Below are 24952 nucleotides of genomic sequence, written 5' to 3'. Positions count from 1 at the left end.
TAACGCAGTAGTGGGTTGTTTTGATCAGGTGAAATGATCAGAAAATTAGTGAGATTGCTATAAAGAGTAGCTTAATTTCTTTAAGACTTTTTGACGGTTAACTGAACAAATTGTTGAGCCTTAAATTGACTGTAAATATATAGTTACATCTGTGGGTGTTGCTAGCTATAGCTTAGATCCCCATCACTAACAAATCATCTGTTTTGCACGTAAAAATAGATTTACGCCTCAAAAAATGTCAGTTTTTTCATTCACTTCCTCTGCGGTGAATTCGCGGTGATAATCGCTTCATTGCTACAATGAGAGAAACAACTATGACAGAATTAACAAAGACAGAATTAACAAACCCACTTAATTTACGAGGTATTGAATTTATTGAATATGCGTCACCAGATTCTGACTTTATGGAAAATGCGTTTTATGGTTTTGGCTTTTCAAAAACAAAAAAATTCAAAGGCCGTGATATCGATTATTTTAATCAGAACGATATTCATTTTTTATTAAATCATGAACAAGCGGGTTTTTCTAAAGAGTTTGCTAAAAGCCACGGTCCAGCAATTTGTTCAATGGGTTGGCGAGTAGAAGATGCCGAGTTTGCCTTTGAACAAGCCGTTGTTCGTGGTGCAAAGTCAGCGCAAGACGTTGATAATAAATTACCTTACCCCGCTATTTTTGGTATTGGTGATAGCTTAATTTACTTCATTGAGAAATTTGGCGCTAAAGGCTCAATATATAAAGATGATTTCGAAGATATTGCTGAACCCGTATTAGTAAAAGATAAAGGTTTTAAAGCCGTTGATCATTTAACTAATAACGTTTACCAAGGCACAATGGAGCATTGGGCTAATTTTTATAAAAACATCTTTGGTTTTACTGATATTCGCTACTTTGATATTAAAGGGGCAAAATCGGCTTTGGTTTCATACGCTTTACAATCGCCTTGTGGCACTTTCTGCATTCCTATTAATGAAGGGAAAGGTACCAGCAATAACCAAATAGATGAATATTTAAATGAGTATAATGGTCCAGGTGTACAACACTTAGCTTTTATTTCAGATGATTTATTGGGCTCTTTAGATCAATTAGATAAAAACATCATTGATACCTTAAATATCGTACCTGAATATTATGATGATGTGTTTGATCGTATTCCTTGGGTAAAAGAAGATCACCAGCGCATTCGTGATCATCAGGTATTAGTCGATAGCCAAAACGAAAATTCATACTTGTTACAGATATTCACTAAGAATATTTTTGGACCTATTTTTATTGAAATGATCCAACGTGTTGATGACCAAGGTTTTGGCGAAGGTAACTTCACCGCTTTATTCAAGTCAATCGAACTTAACCAGATAGAACGTGGCGTGCTTTAAGCTAATTTATAGCGCTATAATTTATCTAAAAAGCCAGCATTTGCTGGCTTTTTTATGTTCAGGCCGTTCTTGGCATTAGTACATGAGTGTACTAATGCTGGCATGGGTTATTTGTACCCAAGATAAGCTAAGTACCAACATCCGTGTTGGCGATATTACAGCCACAAAGCTGTTTTTTGCCATCGGTGTCTAGGCGTTGTTAGAGTTACTCTATAATGGCTCCTACATTAGTCTAATGAGCTGAATTCATCCATGAAAGTACCTGTTGATATGAAAGAGTCATTATTTTTAGGGCAGCACTCATTACTGGCTAAAACAACCCACTACTGCGTTATTTATTTAATAATTAGAACAACTAGTTATTAAAATAAATGCCTTATATTTGGCCATTTCTCCTACGTATAAAGTAGACCACCTAATTAATGAAATTGGTATAACTGAAATTGTAGAGCTAGATATATACATGCGGTAAATTATATTTTGCAGGTAAAAAAAAAGCGCCAATAGGCGCTTTTAGTCGTAATGTTTAATCTAAGTGTTTGATTACTTATTTAAGGCATTACCTAAATGAGGTCGAATATCTTTTAAAATTTCTTTTGCTAAGCGTGGGCTACTTGCGACAATATTGCCTGAATTACCGTGATTATGGCCACCAACAAAGTCAGTTACTAAACCACCTGCTTCAATGACCATTAATTCACCTGCGGCGCTATTCCAAGGTTTCAAACCAATTTCAAAGTAACCGTCAACACGTCCAGCAGCCACGTAAGCTAAATCTAGAGCGACACAGCCGGCATGACGCATATCAGATGTTTTACCAAAGAGTGTTTTAAACATTTGTAAATAGGCATCTGTGTGTTGCTTATGTTTAAAAGGGAAGCCGGTCGCTAAAATAGAACCATTAAGTTCTTTAGATTGTTTTACGCGGATTCTAAAGCCGTTTAATTGTGCACCTTTACCGCGACTTGCGGTAAATAGCTCACCACGGATTGGGTCATAGATAACTGATTGATCTAATTTCCCTTTCACTTTTAAAGCAATTGACACAGCAAAGTGTGGAATACCTTTAACAAAGTTTGCGGTGCCGTCAAGCGGGTCAATAATCCACTGATAGTCGTTGTCCTTACCTTCAATTAAACCACACTCTTCACCAATAATAGTGTGGTTAGGGTAAGATTTTTGAATTGTTTCAACAATAGCTAGTTCAGCACTTATGTCAACATTAGTAACGATATCGTTAGTACCCTTAGATTCAATTTCAATCTTATCTACTTGTTCAAAAGCGCGCAAAATTACTTTGCCCGCAGCACGCGCAGAGCGCACGGCAATATTTAGCATCGGATGCATTATCGACTACCCTATTTGTTGTAAAATGTCATAAACAGCTATGTAAAAGAACGAGGTTAATGTTGAAAGCCATACTGTAATAAAGCCCCAAAATTAAGCGCGCGAATTATAGCAAACTAATTATTACTTTGCGACACTCTTATTTATCATTAATGAACTGATATCAGTTAGGTTAGATAAAGTTATAACGAATAAGATAAAACTTACCGTATTTTCTTCACCTTATAGACAAAAGAGCTAGGCCATATTGATAAACACTATAAAACTAATATAAAAGCCGTGATTTTTTCTCAGTACAAGGATAATGTTCTGTGTTAACATTATCCGAAATTTTAGCCGTCTAGATAGGTAATGTTGTTAGCTAATTACAGTTATGTTAACTAATTATTACCCTCGAATTTAAGATAAGTGTAGATAATGTCAGATTCTTTATTAAGTAAGGTTCGTATCGTTCTTGTTAATACCTCAGATTGTCGTAATATCGGCTCAGCCGCTCGCGCCATGAAAACAATGGGCTTAACTGATCTCATTTTAGTTGATCCTATTGAAATGCCCAATGGTCAAGCACAGGCTTTAGCTGCTGGCGCAACCGATGTCTTAAAAAATGCCAGAGTAGTGGCAACACTCGAAGAAGCCATTAAAGATTGTGGTTTAGTGGTTGGTACAAGTGCTCGGTCGCGCACGTTACCTTGGCCCATGCTAGAGCCTAGAGGTTGTGGCGAAAAACTGATCACAGAAGCACAAGAATATCCAGTGGCATTAGTATTTGGCCGTGAGAGTAGTGGCTTAACGAATGAAGAACTTCAGTTATGTAACTTTCATGTGCAAATTCCAGCAAATCCAGAATATAGCTCATTGAATTTGGCTATGGCAGTACAAACCTTAAGTTATGAAGTGCGTACAAGCTTCCTAATCCATCAACAACAAGCCTTTACCTTGAGTGAAAGTGAAGAATATCCGCTTGCTGAGGAAACAGAACGCTTTTATCAACATTTTGAAAATGCACTAAAAGCAACGGGCTTTATTATGCCAAGTCACCCAGGTTTAGTGATGACTAAGCTGCGCCGTTTGTTTAACCGCGCACGGCCCGATGTAAAAGAATTGAAAATGATGCGTGGTATTTTAGCCTCAGTTGAACGCGCTGCAAAAGCCTCTAATACTGAAAAAAATAAAGATTAATTATAGCGTTAGTTAGTCACTTAACTCAGTGACTAACTCTGATTACAGCATAGAGAATTAAGGAACGTGGTATGTTTAACCGCATGAAAGAAGATATTAATAGTGTATTTGACCGAGATCCTGCCGCACGTAATGTTTTTGAAGTTTTAACAAATTATCCTGGCCTGCACGCCGTGTGGTTTCATCGTTTAAGTCATCGTTTGTGGAAATTTAATTGTAAATGGTTAGCGCGATCACTCTCAACATTTTCTCGTTGGTTAACGGGTATTGAGATCCACCCAGGTGCGACTATTGGTCGGCGATTTTTTATTGACCACGGTATGGGTGTTGTCATCGGTGGCACTGCTGAAATAGGTGATGATGTCACTTTATACCAAGGGGTTACGTTAGGCGGTACAAGTTGGAAAGAAGGCAAACGCCATCCAACCTTAATGAATAATGTTGTTATTGGTGCCGGAGCTAAAATTTTAGGTCCAATTACCATTGGTAAGAATGGCAAGGTAGGCTCCAACTCCGTTGTGGTAAAAGATGTGCCTGAAAACGGTACAGCTGTTGGCATTCCCGCTCGCATTATTAACGCTAAAAAGGATGATAGTGCCGCTGAAAAACGTGAGAAAGTGGCAAAGAAATATGGCTTTGATGCTTATGCGGTGGCTACTGATAATCCAGATCCCGTCGCTAAAGCGATAGGTCGTTTACTTGACCATATACATTTAATGGAAAATAAAGTTTCTGATTTATGTCGAGAGGTTAATCAGCTTGGTGGTCATGTTTGTCAAGAAGCGCTACCTGAATTAAGGGTGGGTGAGTTTGACGAAGATGAGAAAGCGGCAGCAAAACGTCGAGAAAGCGCAAAAGAATCTTTTGATCCAGCAATTTAGTTCCCGTTTATTTGCAGCTAGAGGTCATTTTGCTGTAAACAAGTATGTAGCTTAGCTATCGATACTAAATTTCCAGTCCAGCCTTACTTTCACTCCGAGGTTATTAAACATTAGAGCGATATAAACTTTAATGTTTCTTCCCTCGTATTGATTAATAATTAAAGGCGCGTAAAATACTTGAGTAAATCAGTCGGGTATTTAGTTGACTAATTTGTAGGGAGATGTAAAATTGCCAACTAATTGATAGGGGTAATATATGAAATTGACGTCTAAAGGCCGATACGCTGTAACAGCAATGCTCGATGTAGCTATTCATGCGATAACAGGACCTGTTCCACTGGCTGATATTTCTGAGCGCCAAGGTATCTCATTATCATATCTAGAGCAACTTTTTTCACGGCTTAGAAAATACGGACTCGTCAATAGTGTTCGTGGGCCAGGTGGCGGTTACCGGTTAGGACAATGTTCAGCGAAAATTACCATTGCTGATGTTATCAATGCTGTTGACGAAAGTATCAATGCCACTAAATGTGGTGGCACAGGTAATTGTCAAGATGGTCAGCAATGCTTAACGCATTATTTATGGACTGATTTAAGCGACAGAATTGAAGACTTTTTAAAAGGCATTTCACTTGCCGAGCTCGTCGAGCAACGAAATGTAAAAATAGTGTCACAACGACAAGATGAAGCTACAGCGAAAGCTCGCAAATCCCCTTCGTTAGAGACCTTAATTACTACTCGCAATATTATGAATGACTGGCATTAATAGCTGGTTCAACTGGAGATTATTAATTAATGAAGCTTCCCATTTATTTTGATTATTCATCGACAACACCGGTAGACAAACGTGTTGCTGAAAAAATGATGCAATATATGACTACTGATGGTTTTTTTGGAAACCCGGCATCACGTTCACACAAATTTGGTTGGCAAGCGGAAGAAGCGGTTGATATCGCTCGTAATCAAATTGCTGATTTGATTAACGCCGACCCACGCGAAATTGTTATTACCTCAGGTGCAACAGAGTCTAATAACCTAGGTATTAAAGGTGCCGCTAAGTTTTACAGTAAAAAAGGTAAGCATATTATTACCTGTAAAACAGAACATAAAGCCGTACTAGATACTTGTCGCGAGTTAGAGCGTCAAGGCTTCGAAGTAACTTACCTTGATCCTGAGAGCAATGGTTTAATTGATTTAGACAAATTAAAAGACGCCATGCGTGAAGACACTGTTCTCGTTAGTATCATGCACCTTAATAACGAAATTGGTGTGATTCAAGATATTGCGGCCATTGGCGAAATGTGTCGCGAACGTAAAATTATTTTTCATGTTGATGCTGCGCAAAGTGCCGGTAAAATTGAAATTGATTTACAAGTTTTAAAAGTGGATTTAATGTCATTTTCTGCCCATAAAATTTATGGTCCAAAAGGCATAGGTGCACTCTATGTTAGTCGTAAACCTCGTGTTCGTCTTGAATCACAAATGCACGGTGGCGGCCATGAACGTGGTATGCGTTCAGGTACACTAGCAACTCACCAAATTGTTGGTATGGGTGAAGCATTTAGAATTGGAAAAGAAGAACTAGTACAAGACGCAATACACGTGACTAAAATGCGTGATCGTTTATGGGCTGGTTTAAACGACATGGAACAAGTTTTTGTTAACGGCGATTTTGACCAACGTTATCCAGGTAACTTAAATGTCAGTTTCAATTTTGTTGAAGGTGAATCGCTTATCATGGCGTTAAAAGACTTAGCAGTATCTTCAGGTTCAGCCTGTACTTCCGCAAGTTTAGAGCCATCGTACGTACTTCGAGCTTTAGGGTTAAATGATGAAATGGCGCACAGCTCAATTCGTTTTAGTTTCGGTCGTTTTACTACAGAAGAAGAAATAGATTATGCCATTGACCTGATTAAAAAGGCAATTGGCCATTTACGTGACATGTCACCGCTTTGGGAAATGTTCAAAGACGGTATCGATTTAGACTCAATAGAATGGGCTGCTCACTAGAGCGCTAGGAGAAATATTATGGCTTATAGCGAAAAAGTAATTGATCATTATGAAAATCCACGCAACGTTGGTTCTTTTGATAAGAATGACACACAAGTTGCTACGGGTATGGTTGGCGCACCTGCATGTGGTGACGTAATGAAGTTACAACTTAAAATTTCAGCGGACGGCATTATTGAAGACGCGAAATTTAAAACTTACGGCTGTGGCTCTGCGATTGCCTCAAGCTCATTGGTAACAGAGTGGGTTAAAGGTAAGTCAATTGATGAAGCCGGCCAAATCAAAAATACGGCGATTGCTGAAGAACTTGCATTACCGCCAGTGAAAATTCACTGTTCAATCTTAGCGGAAGACGCAATTAAAGCGGCAATCGAAGATTACCGTAGTAAGCATAAAGGTTAAGCTGGAGACGTAATATGAGTGTAACGATGACACCTGCTGCATCTGACAGGATAAAATCGTTTATCGAAAACCGGGGCAAGGGCCTCGGTCTACGATTAGGTATTAAAACAACGGGTTGTTCTGGTTTAGCTTATGTACTTGAATTTGTAGATGATCTAAATGACGACGACTCAATGTTTTCAATTAATGATGTTAATATCATTATTGACGGTAAAAGCCTAGTTTATCTTGATGGTATCGAACTTGATTTTATTAAAGAAGGTTTGAACGAAGGCTTTAAATTCACCAACCCAAATGCCAAAGGCGCATGTGGTTGTGGTGAAAGTTTTAATGTTTAATGAGCGATTAATTTCACTGGAGTTGTTGTGAATTATTTTCAGTTATTTGGTTTAGAAATTCAGTTTACTATTGACCTGAATAAGCTTTCAACACTTTATCAAACATTACAAAAAAAAGTACATCCTGATCGCTTTGCACATGGTTCAAACCAAGAGCAAATGCTAGCCGTTAAAAAATCAACCTTGATTAACGATGCCTACCAAACGCTAAAAAAACCCCTAAAACGCGCGCAATATCTCTTAGAATTGCGCGGTATTAGCATGCCTAACGAGCAGGCTTCTTTTGGTGATGTGAGTTTTTTAATGCATCAAATGGAACTGCGAGAAATGCTAGACGAAGTTAAGCATGCTGATGATGTTGATGCAGCTGTGTTTGACGTTTCACAAGTGTTTGAAGCAGAATTCCAGCAACTCTTTAATCAGCTGCAAAGTCAATTGGCAGAAAATACGCTAGAATCCAATGGCTTAGCTTGCGATAACTTAAGAAAACTTAAGTTTTATCAAAAGCTTAATGTTGAGCTAGATAAGCTCGAAGAGTTATTGCTAGACGACTAAACTGTAAAATTAAGACGTTAACAACTACATTGATTTTTCTATGAAAAAACAATGTAGTTGTTAATACAAAATTCGTAAAACTATACCTAACGAGCTTTTACAATGGCATTATTACAAATCGCTGAACCAGGGCAGAGTACAGTTCCTCACGCCCACCGCCTTGCGGCGGGTATTGATCTTGGTACGACAAACTCTTTAATTGCTAGCGTAAAAAGTGGCCTAGCTGAAACTATTGTTGATGATAACGGGGCTGATATTTTACCGTCAGTGGTCAGTTATCAAAGCAAGGGTATACTTGTCGGTCATGACGCAAAAGCGTTAGCCGTGAGTGACCCTGAAAATACTATCGTATCAGCAAAGCGCCTAATTGGCCGCTCTAAAGCTGATATAACGACAAAATATGCCTCACTGCCGTATGCTTTTTCTGGTGATGAAAACCATCCCTCAATAGCAACTCGCACCGGAGAAGTGAATCCGGTACAAGTGTCAGCCGAAATACTTAAAACTTTAGTGAAACGAGCTGAATTATCGCTAGGCGGTGAACTAACGGGTGTAGTTATTACCGTGCCGGCTTATTTTGATGATGCACAACGTCATAGTACGAAAGACGCGGCAAAATTAGCCGGTGTTAATGTCTTACGTTTACTTAACGAACCTACAGCCGCCGCAGTTGCTTATGGTTTAGACACTGAACATCAAGGAAAACAAGAAGGCGTTGTTGCGGTTTATGATTTAGGCGGCGGCACCTTTGATATTTCTATATTACGTCTCAATAAAGGTGTATTTGAAGTGTTAGCTACCGGTGGTGATTCTGCGCTAGGTGGTGATGACTTTGATGGCATGCTGGTTGAACATCTGATCAATAAAGCGGGCTTAGTTCGCCCTTTGTCTACTTCAATGGAACGACAATTAACCCAGCAAGCTTGCTTTGTTAAAGAGCAATTGTCAGACAGTGACAGTGTTGAAATATCACTAACACTTGCCAATGAAAAAACTTGGACCAACATTTTTACCCGAGTTGAGTTTGAGCAGTTGATCGCGCCATTAGTAAAGAAAACACTGCGAGCATGTCGTCGAGCTGTTAAAGATGCAGAGCTAGACATTAGTGATATTATTGAAGTGGTAATGGTTGGTGGTTCCACCCGTGTACCCTTAGTGCGTCAAGAGGTTGAAGGTTTTTTCAAACGACAACCTTTAACTTCAATTGACCCTGATAAAGTTGTTGCTTTAGGTGCAGCTATTCAAGCTGATATTTTGGCGGGTAATAAGCCAGAGAGCGATATTTTGCTACTTGATGTTATTCCTTTATCATTAGGTTTAGAAACCATGGGTGGGCTAGTTGAGAAGGTTATTACGCGCAACACCACCATTCCAGTGGCTAAAGCGCAAGAATTTACCACCTTTAAAGATGGTCAAACGGCGATGGCTTTACATGTATTACAAGGTGAACGTGAGTTAGTTGATGATTGTCGTTCATTAGCACGATTTGAACTTCGTGGTATTCCGGCAATGACCGCTGGTGCTGCACATATTCGTGTCACCTTCAAAGTAGATGCAGACGGTTTGTTAGAAGTATCAGCGATGGAAAAATCAACCGGTGTTGAGTCGAGCATCACGGTCAAACCAAGTTTTGGTTTAGAAGCAGATGAAATCACTAACATGCTAAAAGACTCCATGGAAAATGCTGAGCAAGACATGCAAGTAAGGATGTTGAAAGAGCAGCAAGTTGAAGCGTCACAAGTGATTGAGTCGATTCAAGCGGCGCTTCTTGCGGATAGCGCTTTATTAAATACAGCGGAAATCAGCAAAATAGACAGCGCTATTTCTGCGCTGAAACAAATAAGCCAAACAGGTAATGCCGATGAAGTTGAAGCGGCAATAGCGATATTAAATAATAGCACCGCCACATTTGCTGAACGTAGGATGGATTCATCTATAAGAACAGCATTATCTGGCCATTCAGTAGACGAGGTTTAGTCAAATGCCACAAATTATATTTTTACCCAACGCAGATCTTTGCCCAGAAGGCGCAGTAGTAGAAGCCGAAAAAGGCGAGAGCGTATTAGACGTAGCACTGAGAAACGATATTGGTGTTGAGCATGCATGTGAGAAAGTGTGCGCTTGTACCACGTGTCACATGATCATTCGCGAAGGTTTTGACTCTATCAAAGAGGGCGATGAACTCGAAGAAGATATGCTTGATAAAGCTTGGGGTTTAGAGCCTGAATCACGCCTAGGTTGCCAAGCATTAGTGGGCGATGAAGACTTAGTGGTAGAAATTCCTAAGTACACCGTTAATATGGTCTCTGAAACGCACTAAATAATTCACTTTATAAATATTTAAGGGTAATAACCATGCGGTTATTACCCTTTTTTGATCGCATTAATCGCCCATTGTTACAAGATTGCACAACGAATGCTATTTAATAGACAGAGACTTTGGTTTGACTTTTTACTTTGATAGCTAATCGGCTCGTCAACTTTTTATTACCTAGATAAATAGACAGCTGATTAAAAGTTTGCTCTAATTAATGGAGATTTTCCTGTTGAAATAACTGAATACACAGGTATATATTTGTTAAATAACTTCTAGGCATCATAAAATTGTCAGTACTATCTAAATCACAAACGATAAAAAGTTTAATCATCACTAATCAGTTTGCTACTGATATTTTATTATTAAACACCCCAAATGAAGTTTGGCAGTATTTAGCACAAAATATTGTTGAAAAGCTCGGTTTTGACGATGCCGTTATTTACACTTTAGATGCTGGGGGGGAAACCTTAAGTCGCATGTCGGGCTTTGAAAAGAAAACCTCCTTCAACCGTGATAAAAGCAGTAATATTGAAATAAGAAACACTTCGTCTAACTCGATAGTTATTCCTTTTAATGAAGGTGTTATTGGCAAGGTTGCGGCAACTAAGCAACCAATATTAGTAAAAGATACTCGAGAATTTGACGGATATATTGTTGATGACGAAACCACGCTATCAGAGTTAGCGGTTCCTATTTTATTTAAAGAGCAATTATTAGGTGTTATTGACACCGAAAATGCAAAGGTTGGTTTTTACACTGAATATCACCTGAGAACACTGACCGCATTAGCTTCTCTTGCTGCAATGAAAATATCTCAAATCATCAAAGTTGATGGTTTGGAAGAGGTGATTGAAAATTTAGAATATGCCAATAAAATTCAAGATGCCCTATTTGAGATTACAGAACTTACCTTTACCACTAGAACTATGGGTGATTTTTATCGGAGTTTACATCAATGTATTGGACGTATTACTTTTGCAAAAAACTTTTTCGTTGCCTTACTCAAAGATAACGGTAAAACAATTGAATTTCCTTATGCGGTAGACGAACTTGACCAAGATATTGTTGACGAGTTAGATCAAGGAAAGATATTTGAACAAGTGGCTATTGATCCACAGCATTTAAGTATTACAGGTTATACCCTGTCAAAAGATAAACCTTTTCTATTATATGAAAAAGATATTCAAAGTATGCTTGATAATAAAGAGCTCTATATTTTAGGGAGCATACCCAAAGCATGGTTAGGTGTGCCTTTTGGCAAAGGCGATAACAAAGGTATTGTCGTTGTACAAAGTTATAGCACTGACTTTTTATTCCAAGAAAAAGATAAACAACTGTTATCTTTTGTCGCGAAACATATCCATAATGCCATTGACAGAATGGCAGCTAAGCAGAAGCTTCAGTTTTTAGCATTACATGACCCTTTGACAGACTTACCTAATAGATCGCTTTTTAAAGATAGAATTCAACATGCGTTTTTACATTGTCAGAATAATCGCCAAGACAATTTAGCCATACTGTTTATCGATGTAGATAGATTTAAGCAAGTTAACGACACTTATGGTCACCATGTTGGTGATAAGTTACTTATTGCTATTGTACAATCAATAACGACAACCTTAAGAAACACAGATACATTGGCACGTTTAGGTGGAGATGAATTTGCCATACTGCTTGATGGTAATATTGATTATGAGACTATTTGTCGGATAACTGAAAGTATTATCGAGGCGACATCAGGGGCTTTCACTATCGATGGTTTGAATATTTCTAGTAGTGTCAGTATTGGCATCGCAATTTATAGTGATGCGAGTAAGAGTGCTGATCAATTATTGATTGATGCTGATCATGCTATGTACCAAGCCAAGCTCAAAGGTCGTAATCAGTATGTCTTTTTTGAAGCATTTGAAGAAAAAAATAAATCAACCAATGTTAAAGTTGAGTACGATTTCGATCATGCAGTTAAAAATCTTGAGTTTATCGGCAATTATCAACCGCTAATTGATTTTGATACTGGTGATGTTATTGGAGCTGAAATTTTGGTACGTTGGCAGCATCCTAAATTAGGGCTTTTGTTTCCAGATATTTTTATTCCTATTTTAGAAAGATCAGGGCAAATAGTACAGCTTGATCTTTATATGCTGAAGCTGGCGGTGAGTAACCTAACGCTTTGGGCTGATTGGCTACCAGAAAAATTTAAGCTTAGTGTTAATGTGTCAACATCAGGTTTTGCGTCACAAGACTTTATTAACTATATGCAAACACAGCATCTAGAATGCGCAGAGATCATCGAGCGATTATGTGTAGAAATTACCGAAGAAAGTTTAATTCTGAACGTTGATGCAGTGAAAAAACATTTAGATATTTTGAAACGTCTTAATATTCCAGTAGCATTGGATGATTTTGGTACAGGTTTTTCATCGCTGAGTTATTTACATCAATTTTCTTTAGATTATTTGAAAATAGATAAAAGCTTTGTTGATGACATCAATGAAATGAGCAGTAAGATCTTGATATTAGACGCTGTGGTTAATTTAGCTAAAGCATTGAATATAAAAACCACAGCTGAAGGTATTGAAACGGCAGAGCAATATCAAAAACTTAAAGAAATTGGCTGTGATTTAGGGCAAGGCTATTATATTGCAAAACCGCTACTTGATACTGACTTTAAACGTTTCCTTTTAAACAGAGGATATTAATACCAATCTCACTAATTATCTGATCATTTTTACTGGTTAACATAACCAACTACTGCGTTATTTATTTAATAATTAGAGCAACTAGTTATTAAAATAAATATCTTATATTTGGCCATTTTTCCTGCGTATAAAGTAGACCACCTAATTAATGAAATTGGTATAACTTTAAATGGCTTAATGCCGATTGCCGATACGGCTAACTTAAGGTAATGCTAGGTAAGTATTGAGTTAGGCTATCAATATTTTTAAGCAACACCTTATAGTCATATCTTGAAGCAATATCTTGCAGAAATATCGTTAAGCAGTATTGAGCTTCACTACTTGTTTACCGGTAAAACCGCCGGCTAATTGTTTGTTTAGTGCCGCAGAAATATGCTCGGAATTAAATTCGATTAGGTTAACTTCTGGTACCACTAAATCACCTTTCGCTAAGCTCTCAAGCAGTAAATTACTCATAAAACTCATCCGTTGTTGTGCACATAAACTATTGGCTAACCATGCACCAGCAAGTGAGACAATACTAATGTTCGGCGACTTTCTAAACAGCAATTCATGCTCAAAATTTGGCAAAGGTTTTAAGCAGGCAATACGACCACAAAAACGCATTAATTCGATGTTACGAGCGGTAGTCTCACCGCCGATAGAATCTAATATCGCATCAAAACCTTGCGGACCTAATTCTCGACGAATTTTCTCGCAAAGTTTTTTATCTTTATAATCAAAGACAACATCAGCCCCTAAAGCCTTCACTAATTTATGATTACATTTTGCTGCTGTGGTAAATACATCAGCACCGCGTAGTTTGGCAAATTGAATCGCTATTTGGCCAACAGCACCTGCGCCCGCTTCAACTAATAACGTATCACCTTGAGCAATTTGTAATTTATCAAGTGAAATTAGTGCGGTCATGCCAGCGCAAGGCAGTGTTGCTGCTTGTTCTGGTCTTATATTGTCGGGTACTACCGATACCGCATAGTTGGGGGCTTTGGCGTATTCACTAAGTACACCATGCTCGCCCATACTGGCATGCCACATCACACGTGCACCAATATTAGGATAAAGCCCTTTTGGCGCGTCAACCACAATACCTACAGCATCTAAACCAAGCACATGCGGATATTGCCAATGACAAAATCCAGTTTTAGCGTATTGCGCATCCAAGGGATTAAGGCCAACATATTCAACTTTTATTAACAGTTCATTGTCACTACATTGAGGCACGCTTAGCTCAATATTCTCTAATCGAATATCTTCATTAGCTTCGGGTAGCACAATGGCTCGCATAGTTTTTGCGGCAATAGTTTTATCGACATTAGTTTTCGAGACAATGTTTTCACGTAAAATATCAGTGTTTGGCATTAATATAACTCGACTTATTTAGTATTGTTTAACGCATAGCTCCATTGCCCGTTAAATGACTGGTAGGCATTTACTTTAGCGAGCAAGGAGGAAATCGTTGAATCAACAGCATTTTCTTGCGCTATTAAAACACCCTGACGCGCATCTAACAACTCTAAGTAAGGTATTTGACCTTCTTCGTACATGGCTTGGGCTTGTAAAAATGCTTTATTAGCAAAGAGATAGCGTTCATCAGCAAAATATTTTTGCTGCGCTTGGTTGACCAATAATTGCAGAGAAAGTTCACTTTCACTCAGTGCACTTAGCACCACTTGTTGGTAATCACTATACGCCGCCTCAGTTAAAAATTGCTGTGCATCGCGCTGTGCTAACAAAGCCGGGTAACTCAGTAATGACCATTGTAATTGCGGCGCCACTTGCCATTGCTGTTGGGTATTACTAAAATCATTGCTACCTATGCTGATGACACCCACAAAGCTCGTTAAACTAATGTCAGGCAGTAGTGCTTTGCTAGCTGAAATACTTAAGCTATTTGCTTGGCTAAAGTCATAAAGTGCTCGGCTAATGTCTGGTCGTAGTGCAATCGCTTTATTAGGCTCATTTAATGCAACATTAAATTCATATTCTAAAATAGCTTGCTCGTTGCTTAACTTCAGCTCTTGCGCTAAACGGCCCGTTAAAACAGCGAGAGTCGATAAATCTCGATACTTAGCGTATTCAATTGCTGGCATTAATGCTTGTTGTTGTCTCAGTTGCGCCATGGTGCGGTTTAAGTCAAGATCGTTTGCAACACCTTCATCTACACGTGCTTGTAGCACATCGATGCTTTGCGTCAAGGCTTCTATTTGCAAGGTAAGAATACGTTGTTTCTCTACATTGCCTTGATAACTTACAAAACCTTTAACGACTGATGAAACTACTTCTATTTGTAATAAACGCACTTTTTCGGCTTGGCTCATGGCCGATGCATTTGCAGCATCAACCAAGGCAGTAATACGGCCAAATAAATTCAGTTGCCAATCTAGCGCAACATTCGCACTTGATTGACGACTATTTGTCTCACCTAAACCACTACGCTGAGCGCCAATTTCAACACCACCTTGCGGTAGATACTGTGCTTTTTGCTCACCTAATCGTGCTAAAGCACTTTTCAGCGTTAATTGGCTAGTGTGTAAGTTGTGGTTATTGACTAACGCATCAGTAACTAACTGGTTTAGTTGGCTTGAATCAAGCTTTTGCCACCAGTTTTTTTCATCCACGCCAGTTAAATTCGCATTGAGTTCGCCGCCAAAATCGCCTGCAATATTCGCTTTAGCGACAAACTCACTGACCAGGTTTTGCTCACTGGCAAGATCAATCTTACTTGCACAGCCGGATAAAAACGCTGCTACTAATATCGCCGTGGCAGTCAGGCTAGTGTTAAACTTTACTGATTTAACCGTTTTTACTAATTGCATAGGTTTTACTGATTTCACTGGTTTCAGTTTAGTCATGAGCTATTTCCTGCGCTTTCGCTTTCTTGCTAGTCACTAACATATAAAATACCGGTGTAAATAATAAGCCAAACACTGTGACACCAATCATGCCCGAAAATACTGCGTTACCCATGGCGTGACGCATTTCTGCACCAGCACCGGTGGCTAACACTAATGGCACAACACCCGCAGTAAAGGCAATTGAAGTCATTAAAATTGGACGTAAACGCATACGACAAGCTTCAAGTATTGCTTCTAAATGTGATAAGCCTGAGTCGTGTCTATCTTTAGCAAATTCCACCATCAATATCGCATTTTTCGAGGCCAAGGCCACCAGCACAATTAATGCTATTTGGGTGAATATATTGTTATCGGCACCGACAAACCAGACCCCAAGTAAGGCAGAAAATATGGTCATAGGTACAATTAATATAATCGCCAATGGTAAACGCAAGCTCTCGTATTGAGCGGCAAGCACCATAAATACTAATAAAACAACTAATGGGAAGATATAAACCATCGTATTACCGGCAAGTACTTGCTGATAGGTCACATCGGTCCATTCATATTCAATACCGGCTGGCAAATTGTCAGCAAGCACTTTTTCAATGGCCGCTTGTGCTTGGTCTGAGCTATAACCTGGCGCGGGGCTACCATTAAGCTCGGCACTTGGATAGCCGTTGTAATGCATAACACGGTCTGGACCAATAGTCGGTGTTACGGTTAATACTGAGCCTAATGGCACCATGTTACCGGCACGATTACGTACTTTTAGGTTTAATATTTGATCTGGGTCTAAACGAAAATCTGCATCGGCTTGGGCGTTTACTTGGTAAGTTCGGCCAAACAAGTTGAAGTCGTTTACATATACTGAGCCTAAGTAAATTTGCAGGGCGTCAAAGACTTCATTCAATGGAATACCTTGAATAAGCGCTTGTTCACGGTCAATATCAATATCCATTTGTGGTACTTGAATACGAAAACTTGAGTAAAGGCCCATTAATGCAGGGTCTTGTTGCGCTTTACCAATAACCTTTTGTAGACTGTTAAATAAGGCTTCAAAACCTTTATTAGCTCGGTCTTCAATTTGCAGTTTAAAACCACCTGTTGTGCCTAAACCTTGAATTGGCGGTGGCGGGAATACCGCAACAAATGCTTCATCAATGGCAGCAAAACGTTGATTCAATTGCGCTGCTATCGCCATAGCCGATTGGCTTGGGTCAGTACGTTTATCGAAGCTATCAAGCGGCGTAAATACAATGCCGCTGTTCGGACTGTTGGTAAAACCGTTTACTGATAAGCCAGGAAAAGCTACAGTATGTGCCACGCCTGGTACGTCTAAGGCAATTCTTTGCATTTGCGTCAGCACATCTTCAGTACGATCAAGACTGGCAGCATCAGGTAGTTGTGCAATGGCGACTAAATACTGTTTATCTTGTTGTGGAATAAAGCCACCCGGTACGGTATCAAATAACTTAATGGTTCCGCCCACTAAGGCGAAGTAAGCCACCATAACAACAACCGTCATTCGGATAAGCTTCTGTACTAGTTTTTCATAGCCTTTAGCGCCACGGTTAAACACACGGTTGAAGGGTTTAAATAACCAACGACCGAATAAGGTATTTAATAAGCGAGTGAATGCATCTGGTTTTGCATCATGTGGCTTTAATAATAGTGCCGCTAATGCTGGCGATAATGTCAGTGAGTTAAAGGCTGAAATTATGGTGGAAATAGTAATCGTCAGGGCAAATTGCTTATAAAATTGACCAGATAAACCGGTAATAAAAGCGGTTGGAATAAATACTGCACTTAATACCAAGGCAATCGCAATAATAGGACCCGTTACTTCGCTCATCGCAACACGGGTTGCTTCAAGCGGAGATAAACCTTTTTCGATGTTACGCTCAACGTTTTCAACGACCACAATGGCGTCATCTACCACAATCCCGATGGCGAGTACTAAACCAAATAAAGACAAGGTGTTAATTGATACGCCTAACCATTGCATTACCGCAAAGGTACCAATTAATGAAATAGGTACGGCAATTAATGGAATAATAGAGGCACGCCATGTTTGTAAAAATACAATCACCACGATAACAACTAAGGCAATCGCTTCTAATAAGGTGGTAATAACTGCGTCAATAGAGCCGCGAACAAATACCGTTGGGTCGTAAACAATGTCGTATTCAACACCAGTAGGGAAGTCTTTTGATAAGCGCGCCATGGTTTCACGTACTTGATCAGAAAGCTCAATGGCATTTGAACCTGGGCGTTGGAAAATAGGCATCGCTAATGCAGGTTGGTTATCAAGCTCAGCTCGAAGCGAGTATGAGTCTTGACCTAATTCAACGCGAGCAATATCAGACAAACGTGTTAACTGGCCTTGATCACCCACTTTAACAATGACTTGTTCAAATTCTGCAATACTATTTAAGCGACCCTTAACGTTCAACAGTATTTGAAATTGACTGTCGTTAGAAATGGGTTGGGCGCCTAAGCTACCAGCAGCGACTTGTTGGTTTTGAACACGTAATGCTGTTACCACATCAGTGGCTGTTAATTCACGAGCGGCAAGCGCATCTGGGTTAAGCCATACGCGCATTGCGTATTTACCGCCACCAAATAAGCGAATGTCACCAACGCCAGATAAACGGGCAATTTCATCTTTAATATGTAAATCAGCATAGTTAGATAAATAGGCAGTATCGTGGCTTTTTTCAGGTGAATATAAATGCACCACCATGGTTAAATTAGGTGATGATTTTTCTGCAACCACACCAAGGCGTTGTACTTCCTCTGGTAAACGCGGCAAGGCGCTGTTTACTCGATTTTGTACTTGGACTTGTGCACGGTCTAAATCAGTACCCAAGGCAAAAGTCACCGTTAGTGTCATGCGGCCATCGCTAGTACCTTGTGAAAACATATAAAGCATGTTTTCAGTACCATTAATTTCTTGTTCAAGCGGCGTTGCTACTGTTTGGGCGATTACTGTTGGGTTTGCACCCGGGTAACTAGCTGTTACCACAACCGTTGGTGGTACAACTTCTGGGTATTCACTGATCGGCAGTTGGAATAATGAAATACCACCAGCGAGCAAAATAATGAGTGACAATACGCCCGCGAAAATGGGGCGTTGAATAAAAAAGTGAGAAAAATTCATGATAAGCTCTTAGTATTTAGCGACAAGGCTAACATCGTCAGTTGCAGACAAGGTAAATGCGATATCTGTAGTATCAATCGTTACCGTTGTCGGGTTAACTGGCATACCAGGACCTACACGAGCAGGGCCGTTAACAGCAATAACATCGCCTTTATTTAAACCAGAAGTAATAGCACGGAGTTTTCCGTAACGCTCACCAGTTTCAACTAGCTTGTATACCAGCACGTTGTTCTCATCAACGGTCAGTACAAAGCGATTTTTCAGATCTGTACCTATAGCGCGTTCAGGAATAATAATCTGTTTGGTAATGGCATTAGCCGCTAACTTGATACGGGCAAAAGAGCCAGAACGTAACTGTTCGCCATCTTCAAAAATAGCACGTACACGTAAGGTACCCGTTGAAGCGTTAATACGGTTATCAATAAAGTTAATGTAGCCGTCATGTGCGAAGTTTTGTTGTCCTACTTTTTGCATAACAACTTGTTGTTTGCTTGCTGCCGTCACATCAGAAAATGAGCTATTCCACGTGCGTTCATCAATATCGAAATAAGCATACATTTCATGATTTGAAACAATTGACGTTAAAACACTTTGACCAGCTAACACATTGTTACCACGAGTAATATTTGCTCGTGAAATAACACCATTGATAGGTGAACGAATAGCGGTAAATTCTAAGTCAAGTTGAGCAGAAGTTAGTTGTGCTTGTAATGCAACTAACTGTGCTTGGCGTTGATGTAAAATCGAGGTACGAGACTCAGCTTGCTCTGTTGAGATGGCATTGCGCTCAGTTAAGCGAATAGCACGTTTAGCTTCACTTTTCGCTTGACCTAATGCGGCCTTTGCACTGAGAATTTGTGCTTCTAAGCTAGCAACAACTGCGGCAAAAGGGCGGTCATCAAGTTGAAATAGTAAATCATCTTGCTTTACTTCATCACCTTCTTTAAAAGCGATGCGATCAATAACACCTGAAACACGTGGCATTAAAGCAACTTCTTCAGGAGATTCTAAGCGGCTAGTGTATACATGCCAGCTTTGTACCGGTTTAATTAAAACTTCCGCTACGTCGATTGGTTGTAATGGCTGCTGTGCAGCTGTTTGCGCAGGTTCATCAGCACAACCCGCTATCGCTAAGCTGAGGGTAATGATGGCGGCAATAATAATGTTTTTACTCATATTGATACTCTATTTGCTGGCAATAATACTAATTAAGTTTATGGTCGGCATGATACGGAACTAACTTGTGGATAAAAAGTATAGATTTTTAAATACATTAGTGCCAAAATTGCACCAATGGGTGTGGTACGGAATAAATAATGGATACAACAAGCCGGTTATTAATGTTGTTAGATGTGGTCGAATTGGGCTCATTTACCAGCGCAGCGCAAAGCAGGAACATTGACCGCTCGGTTATTTCAAAACAAATTAGCCGACTTGAAGATGATTTGGGTGTCAGGCTATTAAATAGAACAACCCGGTCTTTTTCACTGACTGCTGCGGGTGCTGAAATGATAAAAAAATCTCGGGAGCTGCGTGAGTTACTTGGACAAACCGTTAGGTTGGCGGAAAATTATCATCAAGAACCACGAGGGGTATTAAAAATTACCTCGCCAACCATCATAGCTAAGCGATACTTACAACCTGTGATCAATGATTTTCAAAAACGTTTTCCGCAAGTTGAAGTTGAACTACGTTTAGATGATCGTGTGATGGATATTGTTGCAGAAGGTTTTGACTTGGCTTTTCGTATTGGCGAACCTAAAGACTCGACCTTGATTGCCCGAAAACTGGCCCGTAATCGCATGATTATTTTGGCGTCACCCGAATTTATCGAAACCTATGGCATGCCGAAAACTATCGATGAACTCGCACTATTGCCGGCGGCAAGCTATACCAGTAATTCGCTACGAGTCACGAGTATTAGCACGATTGATCAACATGGCGATAGGCGTGAAAAAACTATAAAAAGTATCTTTCGAGCGAATGATGCCGAGGTATTGTTATTAAAAGCGCTGTCTGGCACTGCATTTGTGGTAGTGCCAGCGTTGACCGTTGGCAATGAAGTTGCTGATGGACAGTTAGTCCCTCTGCTGACAGATATAAAATTGTCAGATTATAGCGCCATGTATGCGATATATCCTCATCGAGATCTGCCAGTAAGAACGCGACTATTCTTTGATGCGGTTCGAGAATATATTGGTAAAAGCACACCTATTTGGGAAAGTAACATTCCAAATTTTGAGCATTTATATCAAGGCTAATTGAAAATAATTTACATAAATAAAAAAGGTTAATTTTATAGCTTAATCATTGTTGGGTGTGTGGCATATCAACTAACCCTATAGTGATAAAGGTGGCTCGACGCTAATCACCTGCATGGGAGTCGTCAGAACTTGATAGGCATGAAGCATTAACCCGCGTGTTTTCGGTCGTTTGATGGTCTATCTATAAACATGGTTCAGCTTAGGCGGCAATAGATAATCTTTCTTGGCGAGGTGTGGGGTATCATCAACCTCATATTATTTTCACGTATGATTGACGAATTGAGACTTTTCAACTTGATGAAGTGCTTCAAGTGGTCCTGAAAAACATCTACCATTTGGAGTATAAATAGCAAACATAACTCATGTTTGCTTGAAAAGTATCGAATTTATCTTGTTCATAACAAGGTGTTGTGAACAAGATCTGCTGTTGAATTAACGCAATATCAATAGTGCTAGCAAGGAAAATCAGCAATCAGCGTTTCAAATATCACCTGTTTGAGTTGCTTATGAGCTAATTGATTAATATCCATAGATTTAGCAATCGATGAAGCAATTTCTTTTCTGTCATACTCACGTGGAATACAAAATTGGTACGCCTCTTCATTACTCAACATGGAAGATGTTGTTAACACGCGTGTTCGATAAGCGCGCTTTAAAAAATCGCTTTGCTGAGGAGCTGTGCGCTCAATCATTGCCTTGGGCTTTACCACACCACCATCGTTGAGTAATGACGAGTCAATAAAGCCATCTATATATAGCTTACAGGCATTGATTTCACTTTTGTCCTCACCTTGTTGGTAAGCCTTACAAGAACTGATAATGTCAGACTTAAAGTCAGCCTTTACTGCGGTAGACATAGCCAATAGCCCGATTGCAGCCATATTAAGTATTAGAAGTTTTAAATTTTTCATTTTTTTGTCCTTTAGTTACGGTTAATTTGTTTGAAGATCTACTTATTAACCAAGCACCAGCAACGGCTGATATTAATGAACCCACTAACACGCCAACTTTTACTTGGGTTTGATAAGCCAAACCCTGCTCTTCAAAGGCGAGTGAGCCAATAAATAAACTCATCGTAAAGCCTACGCCACAAAGTAAACATACGCCGTATAATTGTGTCCAAGTGGCGTCTTTGGGCAAGCGACATAGTTTTAGTTTCACGGCAATAACACAAGCCGCGAATATACCTAATTGTTTACCAATAAATAATCCACCAATAATACCTATGGATATGGGTGTGAAAAGTTCATTAACTGAAACCCCTGTTAAGCCCACACCCGCATTGGCAAAGGCAAAAAGTGGCAGCACAAAAAACGCTATCCATGGATGTAAGCCATGTTCAATTTGATATGACATAGACTGTGACTTTTCACGGGCGATAGGAATAAACCAAGCTACGGCAAAACCGGCTAAAGTCGCATGTACACCTGATTTTAATACCGCAGCCCAAACGATAATGGACAGTAATATATAAGGCGCTTTGTTCTCTAATTTAAGTCGGTTAAAAATAAAGAGTGTCACTAAACCTATACCCGCGATAATAAGCGAGTTGGTGGCTAGCTCTTGTGAGTAAAATATGGCGATAATAATAATTGCACCAATATCGTCAATAATAGCAACAGATAACAGAAACAGCTTTAAACTAGGGGGTAAGTATTTGCCAAATAAAATAAAAATTCCTAAGGCAAAAGCGATATCTGTTGCTGAAGGAATCGCCCAACCATTCATAGCAACCGCATCTTGATAATTAAAAGCCACATAAATTAATGCTGGGCAAATAATACCGGCAATAGCGGCCAAAAATGGCAATACCACCTGATCAGGACGTGACAACTGACCGTAAAATAATTCACGCTTAATCTCTAAACCAACAACAAAGAAAAATAACGCCATTAAGCCATCGTTGACCCATAACACTAAAGGTTTACTGATAGCAAAAGTGCCTAAAGTAATGCTAACGGGAAACTCAAGGAAGTCATTGTAACTCTGACTAAAAAAACTGTTGGCCATTATCAATGCCAGTACTGCGGCTAAGACTAAAATAATGCCAGAACTCGCATCAGTTTGGATAAACTGTTTCCAACGTTGAACAATAATGTTTTCTGCCATAAAATCTCCTTTGATCTAGCTCATACCCATGTCACTAATTTTCTGCTCATTTCACCTGGTTAAAACAAGCCATTCCTGCGTTATTTAATAATTATCGTTGCATGTATGCAACTTATTAGACCATGCAGGAGCCTATTGTCCTGAACAACGAGTTATTAAAATATATGCCTTGTATTTGGTCATTTTTCCTAGGTATATTCCCCCTAGGTGTAAAGTAGACCCGCAAATTAATTAAACTTGTATTACCCATTTATAGCTAATAATTCAACGCAATGAAAGTCGACTGTAGCTGTGTTTTTATCAACAAAAAGTTGCTAAGGTATAGTGTTAGAAGGCTAAACGGTGACAGGGAAATTAAAGAGGTTATATGGCTAAGCTTAATTATCATCACTTACAGTATTTTCATGCAATAGCAACACATGGCAGTATTGCTCAGGCGGCAAAAATTATGCATATCACACCACAAACGCTGAGCGCTCAACTCAATTTATTAGAAGAACAATTAGGCTACAGCTTATTTGAACGTAAAGGTAAGCGTTTGGTCCTTAATGACATGGGGCGTATTTCTTTTCGTTATACCCAGGAGATATTTAGTTTAGGCGATGAACTGCTGCATTCATTAAAAAATCATTCAACTGACTTTTCTTTTCGTTTTTCCATTGGCGTCACCGATGTTATCGCGAAAGTTTTTTCATTTAATTTATTGAAATCTATCTATGACATAGACAATTCTATCAAGCTAGTGTGTAAAGAAACTAGCTTAGATGTTTTACTTGGAGAGCTTGCGATGAATAAATTGGACGCGGTATTAAGTGATACTCCACTGCCAACAGGTTCACCATTAAAAGCCTATAGTCACTTGATAGGTAAATGTGGCTTAAGCTTTTTTGCTGACAAAAAATTAGCGCAATCATTAAAAGGTGATTTTCCCATGTCACTTGATGGTATGCCTTTTTTTACCGCTGGCGAAGGCTCAAACCAACATTTAAACGTCTTGTCTTGGTTTAATGAATTAGATATTTCACCCAAGGTAATTGGCGAGTTTGATGATTCAGTGTTAACTAAATATTTTGGCCAGGCGGGATACGGTATTTTTTGTGCGCCCACTATGATTGAAAATCATGTTGTTGAGCAGTTTGACGTTAAAATTATTGGTAGAACTAACGATATTATCGAGCATTACTACTTAATATCCCCTGAACGGAAAGTAAAACATCCAGGGGTGCAATATTTATTAACCGAAGGTAAAAAATTATTCAAAAAGCCTATGTCGTAAAAGCTTATGTGGTAAATATTTAGGTTATAAAAGTTAACTTGTTAAGGTTAAAAGATATTGTTAAGCGATGACGAGCGATAATAGATTTTTAAAAGTAATAGCCAAAAAATCATCACTATTAGAAGCATAATTTAATCAATGCCATATGCTTTTACTTCTTCTTGACTGAAATTAATAAAAGGACTTTTTTAGTATTTCACTACAG

20 protein-coding genes are annotated in these 24952 nt (G+C 39.1%); 13 read left to right on the top strand and 7 right to left on the bottom strand.

Annotated elements, in window-relative coordinates; translation table 11 throughout:
* The first annotated feature begins 314 nt into the window (after positions 1–314).
* Entirely contained in the window at positions 315–1373 is a 1059-nt protein-coding gene (gene hppD / locus H4J59_RS13705; protein ID WP_182240236.1) for a 4-hydroxyphenylpyruvate dioxygenase, read from the top strand.
* Between the two features lie 543 nt (positions 1374–1916).
* On the opposite strand, the gene suhB is transcribed toward hppD, so the two are convergent.
* On the bottom strand, positions 1917–2720 hold the full coding sequence (gene suhB / locus H4J59_RS13700; RefSeq protein WP_182240234.1) for an inositol-1-monophosphatase: 804 nt from the start codon (positions 2718–2720) through the stop codon (positions 1917–1919).
* Positions 2721–3137: 417 nt separating this feature from the next.
* On the opposite strand from suhB, the gene trmJ reads away from it, so the two are divergent.
* The 10 genes from trmJ (at position 3138) to H4J59_RS13650 (ending at position 13101) form a co-directional block, all read left to right on the top strand.
* Positions 3138–3899 (top strand): tRNA (cytosine(32)/uridine(32)-2'-O)-methyltransferase TrmJ, encoded by a 762-nt coding sequence (gene trmJ / locus H4J59_RS13695; RefSeq protein WP_182190763.1) that lies wholly within the window; start codon positions 3138–3140, stop codon positions 3897–3899.
* A gap of 71 nt (positions 3900–3970) precedes the next feature.
* Entirely contained in the window at positions 3971–4780 is an 810-nt protein-coding gene (gene cysE / locus H4J59_RS13690; RefSeq protein ID WP_182233516.1) for a serine O-acetyltransferase, read from the top strand.
* A 256-nt stretch (positions 4781–5036) separates the two neighbouring features.
* Entirely contained in the window at positions 5037–5546 is a 510-nt protein-coding gene (iscR, locus tag H4J59_RS13685; RefSeq protein WP_182233517.1) for a Fe-S cluster assembly transcriptional regulator IscR, read from the top strand.
* A 29-nt stretch (positions 5547–5575) separates the two neighbouring features.
* A complete protein-coding gene (locus H4J59_RS13680; protein ID WP_182190766.1) occupies positions 5576–6790 on the top strand; it encodes an IscS subfamily cysteine desulfurase in 1215 nt (404 codons plus the stop codon).
* A gap of 18 nt (positions 6791–6808) precedes the next feature.
* Positions 6809–7192, top strand: a complete 384-nt coding sequence (gene iscU / locus H4J59_RS13675; RefSeq protein WP_182233519.1) for a Fe-S cluster assembly scaffold IscU — start codon at positions 6809–6811, stop codon at positions 7190–7192.
* Between the two features lie 14 nt (positions 7193–7206).
* Positions 7207–7530 carry an iron-sulfur cluster assembly protein IscA gene (iscA, locus tag H4J59_RS13670; RefSeq protein WP_182233520.1) on the top strand — a complete coding sequence of 108 codons (324 nt, stop codon included), beginning with the start codon at positions 7207–7209 and terminating at the stop codon, positions 7528–7530.
* A gap of 27 nt (positions 7531–7557) precedes the next feature.
* A complete protein-coding gene (gene hscB / locus H4J59_RS13665; protein WP_182240232.1) occupies positions 7558–8085 on the top strand; it encodes a co-chaperone HscB in 528 nt (175 codons plus the stop codon).
* Positions 8086–8187: 102 nt separating this feature from the next.
* The gene (hscA, locus tag H4J59_RS13660) at positions 8188–10062 is read left to right on the top strand and encodes a Fe-S protein assembly chaperone HscA (RefSeq protein ID WP_182240230.1); all 1875 of its coding nucleotides are present in this window, start codon (positions 8188–8190) and stop codon (positions 10060–10062) included.
* A gap of 4 nt (positions 10063–10066) precedes the next feature.
* Positions 10067–10405, top strand: coding sequence for an ISC system 2Fe-2S type ferredoxin (gene fdx, locus H4J59_RS13655; protein WP_182138331.1), 339 nt, complete (start codon positions 10067–10069; stop codon positions 10403–10405).
* Positions 10406–10689: 284 nt separating this feature from the next.
* The gene (locus H4J59_RS13650; RefSeq protein WP_182240228.1) at positions 10690–13101 is read left to right on the top strand and encodes an EAL domain-containing protein; all 2412 of its coding nucleotides are present in this window, start codon (positions 10690–10692) and stop codon (positions 13099–13101) included.
* Between the two features lie 297 nt (positions 13102–13398).
* Here H4J59_RS13650 and H4J59_RS13645 read toward each other — a convergent pair whose 3' ends face one another.
* From H4J59_RS13645 to H4J59_RS13630, 4 genes are read right to left on the bottom strand one after another with little or no spacing between them, the layout of a single operon-like run.
* Positions 13399–14460: a zinc-binding dehydrogenase gene (locus H4J59_RS13645; protein ID WP_182240226.1), complete on the bottom strand. Its 1062-nt coding sequence runs from the start codon at positions 14458–14460 to the stop codon at positions 13399–13401.
* Positions 14461–14474: 14 nt separating this feature from the next.
* Positions 14475–15917, bottom strand: a complete 1443-nt coding sequence (locus tag H4J59_RS13640; protein WP_182240649.1) for a TolC family protein — start codon at positions 15915–15917, stop codon at positions 14475–14477.
* Positions 15918–15945: 28 nt separating this feature from the next.
* Entirely contained in the window at positions 15946–19098 is a 3153-nt protein-coding gene (locus H4J59_RS13635; RefSeq protein WP_182240224.1) for an efflux RND transporter permease subunit, read from the bottom strand.
* A 9-nt stretch (positions 19099–19107) separates the two neighbouring features.
* Complete coding sequence (locus tag H4J59_RS13630) at positions 19108–20274, bottom strand: efflux RND transporter periplasmic adaptor subunit (protein ID WP_182240222.1); 1167 nt, start codon at positions 20272–20274, stop codon at positions 19108–19110.
* Positions 20275–20414: 140 nt separating this feature from the next.
* Here H4J59_RS13630 and H4J59_RS13625 point away from each other — a divergent pair, with 140 nt between their 5' ends.
* A complete protein-coding gene (locus H4J59_RS13625; RefSeq protein WP_182240220.1) occupies positions 20415–21359 on the top strand; it encodes a LysR family transcriptional regulator in 945 nt (314 codons plus the stop codon).
* 455 nt (positions 21360–21814) lie between these two features.
* On the opposite strand, the gene H4J59_RS13620 is transcribed toward H4J59_RS13625, so the two are convergent.
* Positions 21815–22273, bottom strand: a complete 459-nt coding sequence (locus H4J59_RS13620) for a Rap1a/Tai family immunity protein (RefSeq protein WP_182240218.1) — start codon at positions 22271–22273, stop codon at positions 21815–21817.
* Entirely contained in the window at positions 22245–23471 is a 1227-nt protein-coding gene (nhaA, locus tag H4J59_RS13615; protein ID WP_182240216.1) for a Na+/H+ antiporter NhaA, read from the bottom strand. Before nhaA ends, H4J59_RS13620 begins: the two co-directional genes overlap by 29 nt.
* 367 nt (positions 23472–23838) lie before the next feature.
* On the opposite strand from nhaA, the gene nhaR reads away from it, so the two are divergent.
* Positions 23839–24747 carry a transcriptional activator NhaR gene (nhaR, locus tag H4J59_RS13610; RefSeq protein WP_182240214.1) on the top strand — a complete coding sequence of 303 codons (909 nt, stop codon included), beginning with the start codon at positions 23839–23841 and terminating at the stop codon, positions 24745–24747.
* The last annotated feature ends 205 nt before the right edge of the window (positions 24748–24952 follow it).

The organism is Colwellia sp. MB02u-10, assembly GCF_014077185.1.
GTDB lineage: Bacteria > Pseudomonadota > Gammaproteobacteria > Enterobacterales > Alteromonadaceae > Cognaticolwellia.
Note: the sequence above shows the minus strand (reverse complement) of the source record. Positions and strands in the feature narration are given on the sequence as shown.

Coding starts and splice junctions, on each gene's coding strand:
- hppD (WP_182240236.1), top strand. CDS start 315: ATGACAGAATTAACAAAGACAGAATTAACAAACCCACTTAATTTACGA.
- suhB (WP_182240234.1), bottom strand. CDS start 2,720: ATGCATCCGATGCTAAATATTGCCGTGCGCTCTGCGCGTGCTGCGGGC.
- trmJ (WP_182190763.1), top strand. CDS start 3,138: ATGTCAGATTCTTTATTAAGTAAGGTTCGTATCGTTCTTGTTAATACC.
- cysE (WP_182233516.1), top strand. CDS start 3,971: ATGTTTAACCGCATGAAAGAAGATATTAATAGTGTATTTGACCGAGAT.
- iscR (WP_182233517.1), top strand. CDS start 5,037: ATGAAATTGACGTCTAAAGGCCGATACGCTGTAACAGCAATGCTCGAT.
- H4J59_RS13680 (WP_182190766.1), top strand. CDS start 5,576: ATGAAGCTTCCCATTTATTTTGATTATTCATCGACAACACCGGTAGAC.
- iscU (WP_182233519.1), top strand. CDS start 6,809: ATGGCTTATAGCGAAAAAGTAATTGATCATTATGAAAATCCACGCAAC.
- iscA (WP_182233520.1), top strand. CDS start 7,207: ATGAGTGTAACGATGACACCTGCTGCATCTGACAGGATAAAATCGTTT.
- hscA (WP_182240230.1), top strand. CDS start 8,188: ATGGCATTATTACAAATCGCTGAACCAGGGCAGAGTACAGTTCCTCAC.
- fdx (WP_182138331.1), top strand. CDS start 10,067: ATGCCACAAATTATATTTTTACCCAACGCAGATCTTTGCCCAGAAGGC.
- H4J59_RS13645 (WP_182240226.1), bottom strand. CDS start 14,460: ATGCCAAACACTGATATTTTACGTGAAAACATTGTCTCGAAAACTAAT.
- H4J59_RS13640 (WP_182240649.1), bottom strand. CDS start 15,917: ATGCAATTAGTAAAAACGGTTAAATCAGTAAAGTTTAACACTAGCCTG.
- H4J59_RS13635 (WP_182240224.1), bottom strand. CDS start 19,098: ATGAATTTTTCTCACTTTTTTATTCAACGCCCCATTTTCGCGGGCGTA.
- H4J59_RS13630 (WP_182240222.1), bottom strand. CDS start 20,274: ATGAGTAAAAACATTATTATTGCCGCCATCATTACCCTCAGCTTAGCG.
- H4J59_RS13625 (WP_182240220.1), top strand. CDS start 20,415: ATGGATACAACAAGCCGGTTATTAATGTTGTTAGATGTGGTCGAATTG.
- H4J59_RS13620 (WP_182240218.1), bottom strand. CDS start 22,273: ATGAAAAATTTAAAACTTCTAATACTTAATATGGCTGCAATCGGGCTA.
- nhaA (WP_182240216.1), bottom strand. CDS start 23,471: ATGGCAGAAAACATTATTGTTCAACGTTGGAAACAGTTTATCCAAACT.
- nhaR (WP_182240214.1), top strand. CDS start 23,839: ATGGCTAAGCTTAATTATCATCACTTACAGTATTTTCATGCAATAGCA.